We start from the raw sequence: 17376 nt of genomic DNA, 5'->3' as shown, positions 1-17376 counted from the left end.
GACTCTCGGCTGCGGGGGCTTTCATGAACTATCCGTTACAGCACTATCAGTTACGGCGCGGTCAGTTACGGCGCTATCCGCTAATGCTCAGGCAGCTGTTATGCCTTGGGCGCTTCGTAGCGGGGGAACACCGGTGCGGGTGCGGGCAGTTCGGTGCCGGGCACGAGCGCGGTGCCGAGGGCTGCGAACTGGCGTGCGTCGCCTTCGGGTACGCCGAGCAGGGTCAGCAGCTTGGCGGTCGAGTCGGGCATGACGGGCTGCAGCAGCAGGGCGACCTGGCGTACGACCTCGAGGGTTACGTACAGCACGGTGTTCATGCGGTCGAGTTCGCCGTTCTTGCGCAGGGTCCAGGGTTCCTGCTCTGCGAAGTAGGCGTTGGTGTCTGCGAGGACGGTCCAGATGCGTTCCAAAGCGCGGTGGAATGCCTGCTCGTCGAAGTCTGCACGGACGGGCTCGTAGAGGGCTGCCGCCTGGTCGAGGATCTGGCGGTCGGCTTCGGTGAATTCGCCGTGGGTGGGGACGGCGCCACCGCAGTTCTTGGCGACCATGGACAGGGAACGCTGGGCAAGGTTGCCGAGGTTGTTTGCCAGGTCGGAGTTGATGCGGTTGATGATGGACTCTTCGGAGTAGGAGCCATCCTGGCCGAAGGACACTTCACGCATGAGGAAGAAGCGGACGGCATCCAAGCCGAATGCGTCGACGAGGTTTGCGGGGTCGACAACGTTACCGACGGACTTGGACATCTTCTCGCCGTTGACGAGCAGGAAGCCGTGGCCGAACACGCGCTTGGGCAGCTCGACTCCGGCGGACCACAGGAATGCGGGCCAGTAGATGGAGTGGAATCGGGTGATGTCCTTACCGATGAGGTGCAGGTCGGCGGGCCAGTACTTGGTGAACAGTTCGTTGTCGGTGTCGGGGTAGCCGAGGCCGGTCAGGTAGTTGGTGAGGGCGTCGACCCACACGTACATGACGTGCTTGTCGTTGCCGGGTACGGGTACGCCCCAGTCGAAGGTGGTGCGGGAGATGGACAGGTCGTTGAGGCCACCCTTGACGAAGGAGATGAGTTCGTTGCGGCGGGATTCGGGGTAGACGTAGCCTTCGTTGGCGTAGAGTTCGAGGAGCTTGTCGCCGTACTTGGAGAGGCGGAAGAAGTAGGATTCTTCTTCGGTCCATTCGACTTCGGTGCCGGTGGTGATGGCGTAGCGCTGGCCGTCGCGGACTTCGGTTTCGTCTTCTGCGTAGTAGGCTTCGTCGCGTACGGAGTACCAGCCGGCGTACTTGTCGAGGTAGATGTCGCCGTTTTCTTCCATGCGCTTCCAGATGGCCTGGGATGCGACATAGTGGTCGGGGTCGGTGGTGCGGATGAAGCGGTCGTAGCTGATGTTCAGCGCGTCGTTCATTGCTTTGAAGCGTGCGGAGTTCTCGTCGGCGAGTTCCTTAGCGGTCTTACCGAGCTTCTCGGCGGTGGTCTGCATCTTCTGGCCGTGCTCGTCGGTGCCGGTCATGAAGCGCACGTCGAAGCCGTCGAGGCGCTTGAAGCGGGCTAGCACGTCGGCTGCGATGGTTTCGTAGGCGTGGCCGATGTGCGGGTTGCCATTGGGGTAGGAGATGGCGGTGGTGATGTAGAACGGAGTTGCAGTCATAACTTTCAGTTTACCGCAGTATTAGGTACGACTCTCACCCTGGTTATAGTCTGATACGCGCTGACTCATTGCGTGTGGGTGGAGGCTAGCACGCCGCATGTTTCCTCCGCGCCTACGCAGGGGCACCCGTCACCCGGACGCTCCGCCCCCTCCTTGCTTCGCTGCGGAGAGCGTCCGTGTGACACCCTGAGGGCGCTTCCGGAAAACACGGCGCACCAGCCCAAACATTCAGCCACCATGCAACACGCTAAACCGCGACAGCCTCCCCCGCCCCACACGCAAAACACCAGCCACCAGGCAACAGACCAAGAGGCGACAGCCTCCCCCGCCCCAGTTCGCTAGGCACGGGGCGCACATACTGAACCACCACGCAACCCAACGAACCGGCGAGATTCCGCGAACCCCTGAACCACAGATGCGCAGAGGTATAGATATTCCCCGTCGCGACATCAGGGTGTCCGAAGCGAAGCGAGGACGGGTCCCCTGTAGGAGCAAGGGGAATATCTATACCTCAAGCCAAAATCTATAAAATTCAGGGAACGCAAAAATCCCGCCGATTCCGAAGAATCAGCGGGATTTTCTTTGAAGTGCGCCCCCTGGGACTCGAACCCAGAACCCATTGATTAAGAGTCAATTGCTCTGCCAATTGAGCTAGAGGCGCTTATTTTGTTTTGCGGGTTTCCCTCGCAACAAGTAAATACTATACGGCATTCCGCGGATGCCCGCAACTCGAGCAAGCATGAACTGCATCACATATTTGACGGGTGCTGCTGTTCAGCTTGAAACAGCAAGAATCCGGCACCCTACCCCTCCCCTGTATGGGTGAGAAGTAGAACGCCGGATCCTTAGAAAGCTATTGCTGAGCTACCGTTTAGCGAGCGACGGAACCTTCGGTGTAGTCGTCGTCAACGGAGTTCCAGGAGAACAGCTCGCGCAGCTTGCGGCCGGTTGCCTCGATGGGGTGTGCCTCGCCCTTTGCGCGCAGTTCCTTGAACTCGGGTGCGCCTGCAGCCTGGTCTTCCATGAAGCGCTTTGCGAAGTTGCCGTTCTGGATGTCTGCCAGGACAGCCTTCATGTTTTCCTTGACCTCGGGGGAGATCACGCGGGGGCCGGAGACGTAGTCGCCGTACTCTGCGGTGTCGGAGATGGACCAACGCTGCTTAGCGATGCCGCCTTCGATCATCAGGTCAACGATGAGCTTGAGCTCGTGCAGGACCTCGAAGTATGCGATTTCGGGCTGGTAGCCAGCCTCGGTCAGAACCTCGAAGCCGTACTGGACGAGCTGGGAGGTGGAGCCGCAGAGGACTGCCTGCTCACCGAACAGGTCGGACTCGGTCTCTTCGGTGAAGGTGGTCTTGATGACGCCTGCGCGGGTTGCGCCGAGGCCCTTTGCGTAGGACAGTGCCAGTGCGAGTGCTTCGCCGGATGCGTCCTTCTCAACTGCAACCAGGGCGGGAACGCCGCGGCCTGCTTCGAATTCGCGGCGGACGGTGTGGCCGGGGCCCTTGGGGGCGACCATTGCCACGTCGACACCCTCGGGTGCGGTGATGTAGCCGAAGCGGATGTTGAAGCCGTGTGCGAAGAACAGTGCGTTGCCGGGCTTCAGGTGGGGTTCGATGCTCTCTGCGTAGACCTTTGCCTGGACCTGGTCCGGGGTCAGGATCATAATGACGTCTGCTTCTGCTGCTGCTTCTGCAACGGTTGCGACGCGCAGGCCTTCTGCCTCAGCCTTGGCACGGGACTTGGAGCCCTCGGACAGACCGACGATGACCTTCACGCCGGAGTCACGCAGGTTCAGTGCGTGTGCGTGGCCCTGGGAGCCGTAGCCGATAACTGCTACGGTGCGACCCTGGATCAGGGAGAGGTCTGCGTCGTCGTTGTAGAAAATGGTTGCTGCCATTTCTTCTCCTCAGTAAGTTTGGTATGCGGCCCAGGCTGGGCTCAACATTGACTATTCTACTTGATAGCTTTTGGGGTGCAGGTTTACGAGAGCACTTCTCAGATTGTGGCTCAAGATTTTATAACCTGCAGAGTTTATGGGGTACTGCATCTATTTCTTTGGTATTGGGGTGCCTAGGTAGAGAAATCACCTAGTAGAGAAAGAAATAGAGAGTACCTGATGCTCCCCCGCCCGCACTGCGAATACGTGTGTTTCGGTTGTGCGGGCGGGAGAACTGCTACGGGAATGTAGCGTCAGGTATTTTGTGCTAGATGCGCTCGCTCATAGCGCGGGGGCCACGTGCCAGGCCGATGGTGCCTGCGCGAACAATTTCGCGAACACCGTAAGGCTCCAGAACATCCAGCAGTGCGTTGAGCTTCTCCTCAGAACCGGTTGCCTCAATGACAACAGACTCAGGGGAAACGTCAATCACGGATGCACGGAACAGGTCAGCTGCCTGAACGATCTGCAGGCGAGCAACTGCATCGGCCTTGACCTTAATCAGGATGTGACCACGCTGGGTGGAGGAGTCGGCGGGAAGCTCGACGACCTTCAGCACGTGAACAAGCTTGTTCAGCTGCTTGGTGATCTGCTCGATGGTGTGAGCGTCACCCTCGGTCACGACGGTGATGCGGGAAACACCGGGGTTTTCGGTGGGGCCCACAGCCAGGGAGAGGATGTTGAACAGGCGGCGGGAGAACAGACCGGAAACTCGGGTGAGAACGCCCGGCTTATCTTCTACCAGAACGGACAGAGTGTGCTGAGACATTAGTTCTCTCCCTCACGATCGAACTCGGGCGAAGTGTTCTTCGCAATCCAAATCTTGTCATTAGAAACGCCTGCCGGGACCATGGGCCAGACCAGTGCGTGGGGGCTGACGGTGAAGTCAATGACCACGGGGCGGTCGTTGATTTCCAGGGCAGCCTTAATGGTGGCGTCCACGTCTTCGTCGCGCTCGCAACGGAAGGTGGCGCAACCGTATGCATCGCCGAGCTTCACGAAGTCGGGGATGCGTACGGTGCCGTGACCGTCCTTCAGGTCGGTGTTGGAGTAGCGCTCGTTGTAGAACAGAGTCTGCCACTGACGCACCATACCGAGGGAGGAGTTATTGATGATAGCAACCTTGACGGGGATGTTGTTCTGCGCGCAGGTGACCAGCTCCTGGTTGGTCATCTGGAAGCAGCCGTCACCGTCGATAATCCACACGGTGGATTCGGGGTGTGCAACCTTTGCACCCATGCCGGCAGGAACGCCGTAACCCATGGTACCCAGACCAGCGGAGCTAATGAAGTGACGGGGGCTCTCCTGCTGAATGTAGTGTGCACCCCACATCTGGTGCTGGCCAACGCCGGTGACGTAGTATGCGTCAGGGCCGGTGAGGGCGCTGATGCGCTCGAGGACGTATTCGGGCGAGCCGAGGCCATCGTTGGGCTTCTCATAGCCGAGCGGGTAATCCTTGCGGATGACGTTCAGCTCATTCCACCACTCGGTCAGGTTCGGCAGCTGGTCTGCGAACTCGGTGGAGAGCAGGTCGGTCAGCTCGGGCAGCACGTACTTGAGGTCGCCAACAATCGGCACGTCTGCGAAGCGGATCTTCGAGATTTCTGCCGGGTCAACGTCAATGTGGATGACCTTAGCCTCGGGTGCGAAGGAGTCGAGCTTACCGGTGACGCGGTCGTCGAAGCGTGCGCCGAGGGTAATCAGCAGGTCAGACTTCTGCATTGCGGCAACGGCGGGGACGGTGCCGTGCATGCCGGGCATGCCGAGGTTCTGGGGGTCAGAGTCGGGGAATGCACCGATAGCGTTCAGGGTGGTGACGACGGGTGCGCCGATGAGCTTAGCCAGCTTGTGGAACTCTTCGGAAGCACCTGCGCGGACCAGGCCACCGCCGACGTAGAAGACGGGGCGCTTGGATTCGGTGATGAACTTAGCTGCTTCGTGAATCTGCTTGGAGTGGCCGCGGGTGACGGGGGTGTAGCCGCGCAGCTCCAGGTCCTCAGGAATGCCGCGGTATTCCATCATGCCGACCTGTGCGTCCTTGGTGACGTCCACGAGCACGGGGCCGGGGCGGCCGGTGGATGCGATGTGGAATGCTGCTGCGAGCGCGCGGGGGATGTCCTGCGGGTCGGTGATCATGAAGGAGTGCTTGGAGATGGGCATTGCCATGCCGACGATGTCAGCTTCCTGGAATGCGTCAGAGCCCAGCAGCTTAGTGGACACCTGGCCGGTGATTGCGACAAGGGGGACGGAGTCCATGTTTGCGTCAGCGATTGCGGTCAGCAGGTTGGTTGCGCCGGGGCCGGAGGTTGCGATGCACACGCCGGTCTTGCCGCTGGACACTGCGTAGCCCTGAGCTGCGTGGCCTGCGCCCTGCTCGTGGCGGACCAGGATGTGGCGGACCTTCTTGGAGTCGTACAGGGGGTCATAGGTCGGCAGAATGGCTCCACCAGGCAGGCCGAATACGTCAGTCACACCCAGGTCTTCAAGGGTGCGGACGATTGCCTGAGAACCGGTCATGCGTTCTGCGGGAGCGTTTGCCGCGTCATCAGAAGTGGAAAATCCCATAGTCATGGAAATGCCTCGTGTCTTAATGGTTCTTCGTTGTACTCAATGTTCTGCGTGAGGTTTGTGTGATCCTCACGCATCCTATGCCCGGGGGTACCAAGCTATAAAAAATGCCCCTCGCTGTTGGTGGTAGCGGTAGGGGCGCTCAGTCGCAGTGAATAGACCCTGCCACGCGCCCTAGGCGACGTCGACAAGGCGTAGAATTCGCTGGAACATTGCTGTCTTCACCCTTCTATGGTGCGCCCCAAGAAGGGGTGAGTCAAATCTCTATCGAGCAACACGCCCGTTTTTGTTCATAAAGGTGCAGGTCAGATACTTTCTTTCATGATGTGGACACATTGCACTTGTTGACACATTCCCACGTGTTCATTTGAACAGGTGAGAAAAACTCGCATTTTTGGACGTCATGGCGCGTAATATGCGCGAATACTCGTGACCTTCGTTGGTTACCCCGGTAGACTGAAGCTATGACCGAACCGATCATCCCGGTCGCTGATGAGCTGACCGAAGCAAGTAAGTACGCAGAGGTTGTTGACCCCCGTAACTCTGTTGAGAGTGACGTGTTTTTGACGGGTGAGGAACTTATCCGAGTTCTGCACCCGGTTTTTGACGAGCAGATTATTAATTACGGTGCATACAATTTGGTGTATGCGACGGGCCGTGCGGTTTACCGTAATCCTGATTTGGCGTTGCATCAGTATCCTGATCAGCAGCATTTTATTGTTGGGTATCAGGATGCGCCTGATGAGGTGATTATTGCTCCGGTGAATTTGCCTGCATTGACGCCTGCGGGTACGGCTACGACGATTGATAATACAAATGCTCTGCATGCGTATCGTGTGGGTGATGATGCGGTGACGCTTGAGTCGGTGAATGGTAGCTCGTTTTATTTGTCGTTTGAGGATAATGCTGAGGTTGCAACTCACCTTGGTACTGGCCTGTTGGAGCAGGGTAAGGACGTGGAGGATTTCCGTGAGTTTGTGACGCGGATTTGGCCGGTCCTGTAGCCTTGTGACTTTTTGAAATGATTGCCCGCTGCTGTTGTGTGACGGTGGCGGGCTTTCGTGTGCCTGCACGCAAAACACCAACCACCAAGCAACAGGCTAAACCGCGACAGCCTCCCCCGCCCCAGTTCGCCAGGCACGGGGCGCACACACTGAACCACCGCAAATCTACCGCAACCCCGGCGGGATTTCGCGAACCCCTGAACCACAGATGCGCAGAGGTATAGATATTCCCCGTCGCGACATCAGGGTGTCCGAAGCGAAGCGAGGACGGGTCCCCTGTAGGAGCAAGGGGAAATATCTATACCTCAAGCCCAGCAAAATCTTTTTCAGAGGGAACGCAAAAATCCCGCCGATTCCGAAGAATCAGCGGGATTTTCTTTGAAGTGCGCCCCCTGGGACTCGAACCCAGAACCCATTGATTAAGAGTCAATTGCTCTGCCAATTGAGCTAGAGGCGCTTGTTTTGTTTTTCAAGGTTTCCCTTGCAACAGAAAAATACTATACGCGAGTTTTTGTGGTGTGCGCAAGTTGATTTGGAGTGAGCCTGGACACATTGTTTGGGTGGGGTGTGTGGGACACTAGACTGTGTGTATTGCATGGGGCGCGTCCGCCCTTGGTACTGCATGGGGCGCATCCGCCGCTCCCCTGCTGATCTCTATTGATGTTTTGAGGAGTTATTGATGAGCGTTCGTCTTGAGCCGGGCACCCCGGCGCCTGCTTTTACCCTTGCTGATGCGTCGGGTAAGGAACATAGCCTGAGTGATTATGCGGGCAGCAAGGTGATTTTGTATTTTTACCCGAAGGCTTCGACTCCGGGTTGCACTAAGGAGGCGTGCGATTTCCGCGATAATTTGGCGTCGTTGAAGTCGTTGGGTTACGTGGTGTTGGGTGTTTCTCCGGATTCGCCGGCGGCTATTGCTCGCTTTGTGGAGAAGGAGTCGTTGACGTTCCCGCTGCTATCTGATGCTGATCATGCGGTGGCTGAGGCGTATGGTGCGTGGGGTGAGAAGAAGAATTACGGCAAGGTGTATGAGGGCCTGATTCGTTCGACGTTTGTGATTGATGAGCAGGGTGTTATTTCTGTGGCTCAGTACAATGTGCGTGCGACGGGTCATGTGGCGAAGCTGCGTCGTGATTTGGGTATTGACCCGAAGTAGGGTCACGTTTTCTGGGGTTTGCGTATCGCCGTTCTGTTGCTTCTTGAGGGGGTTGTTGTTCGGCGTGTTTGCGGACTTTTTGCCCTATGGGGGCTTCTTTTAAGGCTTGGAGAACCTTGGTTCCTGGTGTACACTAATTTTTTGTTGCCTCAGACGCATGCATCTTCGGATGTGAGGTGACACTGCGCGCGAGTGGTGAAATTGGCAGACACGCAGGATTTAGGTTCCTGTGCCTTATGGCGTGGGGGTTCAAGTCCCCCCTCGCGCACACACATTCACATTGGGCCCGCCGTCACGGTTTTCGTGGCGGCGGGTTCTCTTGTATGTGCCTTGCCGGGGTGGGTGTGTCTCGCCCGGTTGGGTGTTGAACCGTTATCCTGAGAGATAAGCATCCGCGACGGAAGAGAGGACCCTCCCGTGCAGCATCAGCCTTATGCATCATCAGCTGTTGGCAGTTCTGATGCGCTGCTGCGAGCCACTGCCGGCTCGAGTGGCTTGAGTCGACGTGCCGTTTTGCGTTTTGGCGCGCTTTTTAGTGCTGGTTTGGCGCTTTCTGCGTGTTCTGGTCAGTCTTCTGCTGGTTCTTCGGCGAGTGCGAGCGCGTCCTCTGCTGATGCGCGTCGTGTGTTTCGTTTTGCGCAGGGTGCGGCGCCGTTGGGTTTGGATCCGGCGTTGTTTCCTGTGGCGAGTACGTATCAGGTGACGGCGCAGGTTTTGCAGACGTTGTTGGTGGCGAATCATTACACGGGTGATCCTGAGGTTCAGGATTCGTTGTGTAGTGAGTGGACGGTTTCTGATGACCGTTTGGTGCATACGTTTGTGTTGCGTGAGGCTCATTTTAGTAACGGTTCTGCGTTGACTGCGGATGCTGTGGTGCAGAATTTCCAGAGGTGGCAGGCGTTGGCTACGGGTGAGGGTACTGTTGCTTTGGCGGTGCCTGCTCAGCCGTTGTTTGCGTGGGGTTTTGGTGTGCCGAAGCCGGGTTCTATTGATCCTTCGGCGGTGGAGCCTGTGCCTGTTCAGGCGTCTCCGTCGGGTGCGGCGACTCCGTCTGCGAGTGCTTCTGAGACTGCTACCCCGAGCGCGTCTGCTTCTGCATCGGCTTCTGATGCTGCGCATCCGGGTGAGAAGAAGGGTGCGCAGAAGTCGGATTCCGCTCAGTCCTCTGTGGTGCAGTCGTTCTTGCCGCTGGTTTCGTCCGTGGTGGCGAAGGGTAACTCTGTGGTGGTGACGCTGTCGCGTCCTTCTCTGGCGTTCCCGCGTATTTTGACGCAGCAGGCGTTTGGCATTATTGATCCTTCGCTTTTTGGTGCGGATCAGAAGCTGACGGGTAACCCGGTGGGTACGGGTGCGTTCCGTGTGGAGTCGTTCGAGGCCGGCACGGTTCGCTTGCTGAAGAATACCCATTTTGATGGTCAGGCACCTGAGCTGGATGAGATTCAGATTTCGACCCTCACTTCGTCGGATAAGCGTTATTTTGCGCTGATGGAGGGTCACATTGATGCGTGTGATCAGGTGAATTCGTCTGATCTGGGTCAGTTGGCGCGTGATGGCTATCAGACGCCGGGCCGTGACCCGTTCTCGCTGGTGTATTTGGGTTTGAATACGGCGCATCCGGTGTTGAAGAATATTTCGGTGCGTCGCGCTATTTCGCATGCTGTGGATCGCGGTGCACTACGTCAGTATTATCCGCAGGGCACCTCGGATGCGCAGACGCTGATTTCGCCGTCGTTCCGCATTAAGGCTGATGACGCGAAGGATTACACGGACCGTAATCAGGATATGGCGCGCTCGCTGTTGGCGACTGCTGGGTACGACAATCAGGTGATTGAGTGTTACTACCCTGCCGATGTGTCTCTGCCGTGGATGGATACTCCGCAGAAGGTGTATTCGGAGATGGTGGCTTCGCTGATTGAGGTGGGCCTAAATATTAAGCCTGTGCCTCTGCCGTGGGCTGAGTATCTGTCGAAGAGCCGTGAGGTTTCTTCTGAGCGCGGTATTACGTTGGCGGGTTTCTACGGCATGTACCGTGACCCGTATGCGTTCTTTGGTCCGGTGTTGGCGCCGCTGATTGCTGAGCATCAGGTGCGTTCGTTGATTACGAATGCGCCGTCGGATATGACGACTGGTTTGATGAAGAAGAGTTCTGATGTGCCGTCGTCGGGTGGTGCGAATTCGAATGTGCGGATTTCTGCGACTCCGAGCCCGCAGCCGAGTTATTCGCCGGACCCGTTGACGCCTGAGGAGGAGGCTTCGGCTTCGGCTTCGCCGAGCCCGTCGGCGTCACCTTCGCCGTCGCCTACTGCTGTGGCGGTGGCACCGTCGCCTCGTTTTACTGAGATTTTGGAGGCGATTCGTACCGCGGACTCTGCCGATTCGGTGGATTCGCAGCGCGAGTTGTATGCGAAGGTTGTGTCTCAGTTGGGTCAGTTCATGCCGGCGGTTCCGTTGCTGAATGTGACGTCTAAGGTGGCGGTGAGCCGTGAGGTTCAGGGCTATCAGACGGAGCAGAATGCGATTGAGCTGTTTGGAAAACTGCGTAAGTTGTAGGCAGTTCAGGTTTGAGTGTTGCATTGTGCGCATGTTTGGCGTGCTCTGGAGGGTTTTTACCCTCCAGGGAAGCTAACATGTGAACTGCAACACTCTCCTGTTATTTGCTGATTCTAGCTATGCCAACCCCGCTAAAAGGAGTAGGCTAGATGATGTACCCCACAGTCATTGTGCCCAGGCCGGGCACCCGCACCCCTAAGGGAGAATTCAGTGGTAGCACGTACTGAACGAACCGACGTCGTCCTGGTCGGCGGCGGCATCATGAGCGCCACCCTCGGCGTGTTCCTCAAGGAGCTCGAACCGACCTGGAATATTATCCTGCTCGAACGCCTCGACAAGGTTGCTCAGGAATCCTCCAACCCCTGGAATAACGCAGGTACCGGCCACTCGGCGCTATGCGAACTCAACTACGCACCCGCTGGCCCCGACGGCACCGTCTCGGCAGCTAAGGCGCTGAACATTAACGAGCAGTTCCAGGTTTCCCGCCAATTCTGGGCTTCCCTGACTGAGAAGAATATTCTGACTGACACCAGCTTCATCAACCCGGTCCCCCACATGTCCCTGGTCTTCGGCGAAGACCACTCCAAGTACCTGGCTGCGCGCTACGATTCTTTCCGCAAGGAGAAGCTCTTCGAGCGTATGCAGTTCTCCAATGACCGCGAGAAGATTGGCGAATGGGCACCGCTGACCGTCAAGGGCCGCAAGGGTAACGAGCCGATGGCTGCAACCTGGTCCCCCGAAGGTACCGATGTGAACTTCGGCTCCCTCACCGAGCAGCTGGTCGATTACCTGCAGACCAAGGGTGTTGAGGTTCGCTACGGCTACCAGGTCACCAACCTGAACCGCGAATCGAACGGTTCCTGGCAGGTTGAGGCGATTAACCGCATCAACAAGGATGAGCCTCTGAGCATCAACGCGAAGTTCGTGTTCCTCGGCGCCGGCGGTGGCGCCCTGCATCTGCTACAGAAGTCCGGCATTGAAGAGGGTAAGGGCTACGGCGGCTTCCCCGTCTCCGGTCTGTTCCTGCGCAACACCCACGAGGCAACCGCAAACCAGCACAACGCTAAGGTGTACGGTCAGGCTTCGGTGGGTGCACCTCCCATGTCTGTTCCCCACCTGGACACCCGCTACGTGGACGGCAAGCGTGCTCTGCTCTTCGGACCCTACGCCGGTTTCAAGACAAACTTCTTGAAGCAGGGTTCCGTACTGGATTTGCCGAAGTCCCTGCGCCTGCACAACCTATACCCCATGACCCGTGCAGGTCTGGATAACTTCTCCCTGGTCAAGTACCTGCTCTCCGAGCTGGTCAAGGACAAGAACGCTCGCCTGGAGACCCTGCACCAGTACTACCCCGAGGCTGACGGCGGCGAGTGGGAGCTCATCGAAGCTGGTCAGCGCGTTCAGATCATGAAGAAGGACGCAAAGAAGGGCGGCATCCTGCAGTTCGGTACCGAGGTTGTCTCCGCAGCGGACGGCTCCATCGCGGCTTTGCTGGGTGCATCCCCCGGTGCTTCCACCGCGGCTCCGATTATGCTGAACCTGCTGGCTAAGTGCTTCCCCTCCAAGATTGCCGGTTGGGAGCCTCGCCTGAAGGAGCTCATCCCCGGTTACGGTGTGAAGCTCAACGATAACCACGACCTGGCTGATGAGCTGATGGCTCACACCGCTAAGGTTCTGGGTATTCACAACTAGTTTTCAGTTAGGCTCAGCAGGTAGCTTTATACCCTAGCTGACAAGCCTTTTTTGAGGCTTTTCGGGGCGGTTACCCTCTCTAACTGACCGATAGGTCAGCTATCTGCACTCGCAGAAAAATGCGGGAGGGTTAGAAGACCCTATAATGTCACCGCAGGGGCGGGAAGGACAGCTCATTGTTCTCCTCGCCCCTTCTGTGCGCCCACACGCTGAAGCTCATAGGCGCACCACTGTGTACATCCCACTCATTCAAGGAGCCCCATTGGCTGCACACACCGGCTCTTCCACGGACACCTCCTCAACCCAGGTACCCGCCGGAGCTCGACGCGGACTCTTCTCCCGTAAGAAGAAGCCCGCAGCCCCCAAGTACGCAAGCGTGAAACTGCGCGACTTCCCCAAGGGCAGCATCCTCTACATTCTGCGCCGTGCCATCTACAAATTCGGCGCAAACGGCGGCACCGACATGGCGGCAGCACTCACCTACTTCACCGTGCTGTCCATCTTCCCCGCCCTGCTGGCGATTGTCTCCCTGCTGGGCGTATTCGGTCACGGTGAGGAAAGCGCCGCCGTCATCCTCGCCTTCCTCAAGGACAACGCGCCCGCCCAGATGTACGCCATTCTGGAAGACCCCATCAAGCAGATTACCGGCGACCATGGCGCAGGCCTGGTGCTGTTGACCGGTATCCTCAGTGCGCTCTGGTCCGCCTCTGGGTACACCGGATCCTTCGGCCGAGCTCTCAACACGGTCTACAACGTGCGTGAAGGCCGCCCCGGCTGGATCCTCAAGCCGCTGAACGTCTTCGTCACCACCGTGCTCATCATCCTCGTGGTACTCATGATGCTCATGATGCTGCTGGGCGTAACCGTCCTGGACATGGTCGGTCAGTATGTACCCGAAACCGTCGATATGGAGCTCATCAAGCTCATCTGGCTGAACGGCCGCTGGATCCTCATCCTGTTCATGGCAATCGGGCTCATCACCCTGCTGTACGCCGCAACCCCGAACGTGCGCCGCTTCAAACAGTGGAAGCTCTCCCCCGGTGCGGCGCTGGCACTCTTCGGCATGGGCCTGGGCGGTTTCGGCTTCACCCTCTACGCCAACAACTTCAGCAAGTACAACGCCACCTACGGCCTCATTGGTGGTGTGATTGTGATGCTGCTGTTCATCTGGATCATGAACAATATGCTCCTCTTCGGCGCGCACCTGGACGCAGAAATCATGCTCATGCGCCAGGTACTCGCCGGCGAAGACGACCACGGACACCTGAAGGTTCAGCCGCGCAGCACCACCGCATCCCGTGCGATGAAAGAACAGAGCGAACGCCTCATGTCCGCCGGACGCGAACTACAGCAGCAGGCGGCAGGCCAGGACATGCTCCCCAAGCCGAAGGGCCCCTCCATTGCCGCTCGCGTGCAGAAGGCGGTGGACACCAACACCACCATGATTCGCACGTTCATTGCCGACGGTAAGGAACGCATCGAAAACGGCAAGGAGCAGCTGCAGCAGAAGCAGGCTAAGGCCGATGCCGCCGAAACTCAGGCTTCTGAGGCAACCGCGGCGAAGGCAGAAGCGAGCGCAAAGGCTGAACCTCAGCAGGAGGCGCTCTTCGACCTGGGCACCGATAACTCAACCGGTGCGGCACAGAAGAACTAAGCGGCAGCTCAGCTGAGCGCGTACCGCCTCAACACATCAAGGGCGCGAGATAGAAAAGGGCGCAGGACAGAAACCCTGCGCTGGTCACTAAGATAGACATATGACCAGTGCAGAATTCTCTCCCGCGCCCTTTGCTGTACCCAACGCCGCTACACCCAATGTTGATGCGCCCGATGCCGCAGCACCCGCCGTCGTTCTCCCCGACCTCGAGTACACCCTCTACCAGCCGCAGCAGCTCAAAAGCCGCGTCCCCGCCCTCATGATTCACGGCTTCGCCACCCGCGGCGAACAGCTCTACGGCGGCACCAGCTGGATCCGCCAATACCTGCGCGCCGGATACCCCGTGCTGATTGTTACCCTGCCCTACCACTCAGACGAATACCTCAAAGACCCCGAATCCATGCACGCCATCGACTGCAAGCTCCCCGGCAACACGAGCGTGCGCAGCCGCACAATTCCGTTCGATTCGGTGCCCCCTGTCGATGCGGTGTCCCCTGTCGATGCGGCAGGTCAGCCGCTGACCCCCATGCACCTGTTCACCAACCTGCTCGCCCAGCTGCTGCGCACCGTCGCCACCGAGAACGACCTCGGCGTTGAGCTGGAGCCCCGCGCGCACGTTATCGGCTTCTCCTTCGGCGCCCGCGTCGGCTGGGAACTCGCCCTCACCCACCCGGAGGCGGTCGCATCCCTCACCCTGGGCGGCCTGCCCCTACACGACCACCTCATTACCCTGCGCGCCATGCTCGAAGCGCACGAAGGAACCAGCGTCACGGCGGATAGTGAAACCCCGGCGGCTGACTCCACCGACGAGGCGATTGCCTCCTTCACCTCGATTATTGACAACTCCCCCATTCAGCCCGACGCGCTGCTGAAGTTCGTGCGGATTCCCTTCGGCCCGTTCTTCGACGTGCCCGCGCTGCGTGCCGGATCCCCCGACCTACCTGCGGGTCACCCGGGCGCGCATCCGCACGCACCCGTTGCGGTCGTGCTCGGTGACGCAGACACCATCGCCGCCGACGGTGCCGAACTCTACGACATGGTGCGCGGCAACAACCCGCTCAACCGCTTCATCTCCCTGCCCGGCCGCGACCACGTGAACGCACTGACCTCGGGTGCGTTCCGACGCGGCGCGCTCGCCTTTGCAGCAGAGGTGGAGGCGGCAACGTCATAAAACGTCACATTCACCTGGGGGCTTCACGCTCAACCCCGGGGTGCATCAGGTATGCCTTAGCTCTTAGAATGGGAACGTATCAAAAAACCTTTATCTGCGGTTGAACCTCAGCCGCGCCTTAGCAAAGGAGCACCATGCACAAGGTTAAGGCTGTCGTAGCCCTCTCCCAGGACGCGCCCGTCACCGTCACCACCATCAACGTACCCGACCCCGGCAAGGGAGAAGCACTCGTCAAGGTCCTCACCTGCGGTGTCTGCCAGACCGACCACCACTACGTCACCGGCGGCGTCGGTCAGGACTTCCCCTACCTGCTCGGCCACGAGTCCGCAGGTATCGTAGAGGCTGTCGGCGATGACGTCACCGACATCGCCCCCGGCGACCTGGTCATCCTCAACTGGCGTGCCGTCTGCGGCGAATGCCGCGCATGCCGCAAGGGCCAGCCGCAGTACTGCTTCGCAACCCACAACGCAACCCAGAAGATGACCCTCGAGGACGGCACCGAGCTCACCCCCGCGCTGGGTATCGGCTCCTTCGCGGAGAAGACCCTCGTCGCAGCAGGTCAGTGCACCAAGATCACCGCTGACATCAGCCCCGAACAGTACGCAGCAATCGGCCTGCTCGGCTGCGGCGTCACCGCAGGTCTGGGCGCTGTGCTGAACACCGGTGAACTCAAGCGCGGCGAGTCCGTCGCAGTCATCGGTTGCGGCGGCGTCGGCACCGCAGCAATCGCAGGCGCACAGCTCGGTGGCGCAACCACCATCATCGCCGTCGACATCGACGAGGATAAGCTGGCACGCGCACGCGAGCACGGCGCAACCCACACCGTGAACTCCTCCAAGGTCGACCCCGTCGAGGCCATCAAGGAACTCACCGGCGGCTTCGGTGCAGACCTCGTCATCGACGCTGTCGGCATCGCCCCCACCTTCAAGCAGGCATTCGAGGCACGCGACCTGGCTGGCCGCGTCGTCCTCGTCGGCGTGCCCGCACCCGGCACCACCTGGGACATCCCTCTGGATGAGGTGTTCGGCCGCGGCGGCTCCATCAAGAGCGCATGGTACGGCGACACCCTGCCCTCCCGCGACTTCCCCGAATTCGTGGACCAGTACCTGCTCGGCCGCCTCGACCTGGACGGCTTCGTCTCCGAGCGCATTCGCCTCGAAGACGTCAACGAAGCATTCGAAACCATGAAGACCGGCCGCGTGCTGCGCTCGGTCGTGGAACTCTAGGAGCGTAGCGTGAGCGAACGTATTGAACGAGTCGTCACCTCTGGCACCTTCTCGCTGGACGGCGGCTGCTGGGACGTCGACAACAACGTCTGGATTATCGGCAATGACTCCTCCGTGATCATCATTGACCCCGCCCACGACGTCGACAAGATCTCCCGCACCGTCGCAGGCCGCACCGTGGAGAAGATTCTGCTGACCCACGCCCACGACGACCACATCCGCAGCGCCAAGGAGGCGGCAGAACGCTTCGGCGCACCCGTCTACCTGAACCCCGCGGACCGTGTGCTCTGGGAAATGGTGTACCCCTCCTGGGATTTCGACCACGAACTCGCTGACGGCGACGTACTGCGCATCGGCGACACCGAACTGAAGGTCCTCGCCACCCCCGGCCACTCCCCCGGCTCCGTGTGCTTCTACGCACCCACCCTCAGCTGGGAGAACAGCGAAGGCGTCGTCTTCTCCGGCGACACCCTCTTCAACGGCGGCCCCGGCGCCACCGGACGCTCCTACAGCGACTTCGACACCATCATCGAGTCGATCTCGACCCGCCTGCTGACCCTGCCCGAGTCCACCGCGGTCCTCACCGGCCACGGCGACAGCACCGGCATCGGCCTGGAAGCACCCGAACTTCCGGCTTGGATCAAGCGCGGTCACTAAACCGGCAGCCTCACGCTGAGGCTCTCACGCTGAGGCTCACCACAAACCGAGCACGGTACACAAAAGGCGGATGCCCCACCACCTGCAGAAGGTGGCGGGGCATCCGCCTTTAAACA

12 protein-coding genes and 3 tRNA genes are annotated in these 17376 nt (G+C 59.3%); 9 read left to right on the top strand and 6 right to left on the bottom strand.

Annotated features, from left to right (window positions below; translation table 11 throughout):
- Positions 1–98: 98 nt before the first annotated feature.
- The 5 genes from metG to ROTMU0001_RS05845 form a co-directional block, all read right to left on the bottom strand.
- Positions 99–1643 carry a methionine--tRNA ligase gene (gene metG, locus ROTMU0001_RS05865; RefSeq protein WP_005505531.1) on the bottom strand — a complete coding sequence of 515 codons (1545 nt, stop codon included), beginning with the start codon at positions 1641–1643 and terminating at the stop codon, positions 99–101.
- 588 nt (positions 1644–2231) lie between these two features.
- A tRNA-Lys gene (locus ROTMU0001_RS05860) sits at positions 2232–2304 on the bottom strand.
- A gap of 210 nt (positions 2305–2514) precedes the next feature.
- Positions 2515–3543, bottom strand: coding sequence for a ketol-acid reductoisomerase (gene ilvC / locus ROTMU0001_RS05855; RefSeq protein WP_005508646.1), 1029 nt, complete (start codon positions 3541–3543; stop codon positions 2515–2517).
- 307 nt (positions 3544–3850) lie between these two features.
- The gene (gene ilvN, locus ROTMU0001_RS05850; RefSeq protein WP_005505523.1) at positions 3851–4351 is read right to left on the bottom strand and encodes an acetolactate synthase small subunit; all 501 of its coding nucleotides are present in this window, start codon (positions 4349–4351) and stop codon (positions 3851–3853) included.
- The gene (locus ROTMU0001_RS05845) at positions 4351–6153 is read right to left on the bottom strand and encodes an acetolactate synthase large subunit (RefSeq protein ID WP_044142611.1); all 1803 of its coding nucleotides are present in this window, start codon (positions 6151–6153) and stop codon (positions 4351–4353) included. The genes ilvN and ROTMU0001_RS05845 overlap by 1 nt, the downstream gene beginning before the upstream one ends.
- Before the next feature lie 461 nt (positions 6154–6614).
- On the opposite strand from ROTMU0001_RS05845, the gene ROTMU0001_RS05840 reads away from it, so the two are divergent.
- The gene (locus ROTMU0001_RS05840; protein ID WP_005508644.1) at positions 6615–7154 is read left to right on the top strand and encodes a hypothetical protein; all 540 of its coding nucleotides are present in this window, start codon (positions 6615–6617) and stop codon (positions 7152–7154) included.
- A gap of 384 nt (positions 7155–7538) precedes the next feature.
- Here the strand turns inward: ROTMU0001_RS05840 and ROTMU0001_RS05835 are convergent.
- Positions 7539–7611: transfer RNA gene (locus ROTMU0001_RS05835), tRNA-Lys, on the bottom strand.
- A 222-nt stretch (positions 7612–7833) separates the two neighbouring features.
- Between ROTMU0001_RS05835 and bcp the strand changes: the two genes are divergently transcribed.
- The 8 genes from bcp (at position 7834) to ROTMU0001_RS05795 (ending at position 17260) form a co-directional block, all read left to right on the top strand.
- Positions 7834–8310, top strand: a complete 477-nt coding sequence (gene bcp / locus ROTMU0001_RS05830) for a thioredoxin-dependent thiol peroxidase (RefSeq protein ID WP_005508643.1) — start codon at positions 7834–7836, stop codon at positions 8308–8310.
- 186 nt (positions 8311–8496) lie between these two features.
- Positions 8497–8578, top strand: a tRNA-Leu gene (locus ROTMU0001_RS05825).
- 149 nt (positions 8579–8727) lie between these two features.
- The gene (locus ROTMU0001_RS05820; RefSeq protein WP_005508641.1) at positions 8728–10860 is read left to right on the top strand and encodes an ABC transporter substrate-binding protein; all 2133 of its coding nucleotides are present in this window, start codon (positions 8728–8730) and stop codon (positions 10858–10860) included.
- A 210-nt stretch (positions 10861–11070) separates the two neighbouring features.
- Entirely contained in the window at positions 11071–12552 is a 1482-nt protein-coding gene (locus tag ROTMU0001_RS05815; RefSeq protein WP_005508640.1) for a malate:quinone oxidoreductase, read from the top strand.
- 262 nt (positions 12553–12814) lie between these two features.
- On the top strand, positions 12815–14206 hold the full coding sequence (locus ROTMU0001_RS05810) for a YihY/virulence factor BrkB family protein (RefSeq protein WP_005508639.1): 1392 nt from the start codon (positions 12815–12817) through the stop codon (positions 14204–14206).
- Between the two features lie 100 nt (positions 14207–14306).
- Positions 14307–15377, top strand: a complete 1071-nt coding sequence (locus tag ROTMU0001_RS05805) for an alpha/beta fold hydrolase (protein WP_005508638.1) — start codon at positions 14307–14309, stop codon at positions 15375–15377.
- Positions 15378–15511: 134 nt separating this feature from the next.
- Entirely contained in the window at positions 15512–16603 is a 1092-nt protein-coding gene (locus ROTMU0001_RS05800) for an S-(hydroxymethyl)mycothiol dehydrogenase (protein ID WP_005508636.1), read from the top strand.
- 9 nt (positions 16604–16612) lie between these two features.
- Entirely contained in the window at positions 16613–17260 is a 648-nt protein-coding gene (locus ROTMU0001_RS05795) for an MBL fold metallo-hydrolase (protein ID WP_005508635.1), read from the top strand.
- Positions 17261–17376 lie beyond the last annotated feature (116 nt).

This window comes from Rothia mucilaginosa ATCC 25296 (genome assembly GCF_000175615.1).
Classification (GTDB): domain Bacteria; phylum Actinomycetota; class Actinomycetes; order Actinomycetales; family Micrococcaceae; genus Rothia; species Rothia mucilaginosa.
The sequence above is the reverse complement of the archived record's forward strand: the minus strand, read 5'-3'. Positions and strand labels throughout refer to the sequence as shown.

Excerpts from the sequence above, each read along its gene's own strand:
- ilvN (WP_005505523.1), bottom strand. The coding sequence starts at position 4,351 with ATGTCTCAGCACACTCTGTCCGTTCTGGTAGAAGATAAGCCGGGCGTT.
- bcp (WP_005508643.1), top strand. The coding sequence starts at position 7,834 with ATGAGCGTTCGTCTTGAGCCGGGCACCCCGGCGCCTGCTTTTACCCTT.
- ROTMU0001_RS05845 (WP_044142611.1), bottom strand. The coding sequence starts at position 6,153 with ATGACTATGGGATTTTCCACTTCTGATGACGCGGCAAACGCTCCCGCA.
- ROTMU0001_RS05840 (WP_005508644.1), top strand. The coding sequence starts at position 6,615 with ATGACCGAACCGATCATCCCGGTCGCTGATGAGCTGACCGAAGCAAGT.
- metG (WP_005505531.1), bottom strand. The coding sequence starts at position 1,643 with ATGACTGCAACTCCGTTCTACATCACCACCGCCATCTCCTACCCCAAT.
- ROTMU0001_RS05805 (WP_005508638.1), top strand. The coding sequence starts at position 14,307 with ATGACCAGTGCAGAATTCTCTCCCGCGCCCTTTGCTGTACCCAACGCC.
- ilvC (WP_005508646.1), bottom strand. The coding sequence starts at position 3,543 with ATGGCAGCAACCATTTTCTACAACGACGACGCAGACCTCTCCCTGATC.
- ROTMU0001_RS05800 (WP_005508636.1), top strand. The coding sequence starts at position 15,512 with ATGCACAAGGTTAAGGCTGTCGTAGCCCTCTCCCAGGACGCGCCCGTC.